Here is a 560-nt window from a genome sequence, read left to right as displayed (position 1 = left end):
TACCTCTCGGAGCCAACCCTGTGGTTCAAGCCGGTAAAAACGCACGCATTCTGATTATTGGCCAAGCGCCAGGAACAAAAGTCCACAGCACTTCGATACCTTGGAATGATCCAAGTGGTGACCGACTGCGCCAATGGCTTGATATCGACAAAGACGAGTTCTACGACCCGAATAAAATTGCCATTGTACCGATGGGATTCTGCTATCCGGGTAAAGGTAACTCGGGAGATCTGCCACCGAGAAAAGAGTGCGCTCCTACATGGCACAAAAAGATTCTCGAACAGCTCCCCAATATAGAGTTGACTCTGCTTATTGGTCAGTACTCTCAGCAGTACTACCTCACCAACAAGCCCAAAACTCTCACGCAAACCGTTCAGCAATGGCAAGATTGGGAACCTGAGTTTATTCCTCTACCACACCCTTCCCCACGCAATACGCTGTGGTTAAAGAAGAATCCATGGTTTGAGTCGGAAGTCGTTCCCTATCTCCAACAACGCGTTCACTCGATGCTTTGAGTTACCTATGATCTAATTGCTGGTTAATCTGAACAAGAAAAGTGA

Annotated in this window: 1 protein-coding gene; it reads left to right on the top strand. The window is 47.5% G+C overall.

Annotated features, from left to right (window positions below; all coding sequences use genetic code 11):
• Positions 1-515, top strand: a 515-nt coding sequence (locus R8O11_RS30215) for a uracil-DNA glycosylase family protein (RefSeq protein ID WP_318195261.1), incomplete at its 5' end; no start/stop codon positions are given.
• Between the last annotated feature and the right edge of the window lie 45 nt (positions 516-560).

It is taken from the genome of Vibrio sp. 1288 (assembly GCF_033344475.1).
Note: the sequence above shows the minus strand (reverse complement) of the source record. Positions and strands in the feature narration are given on the sequence as shown.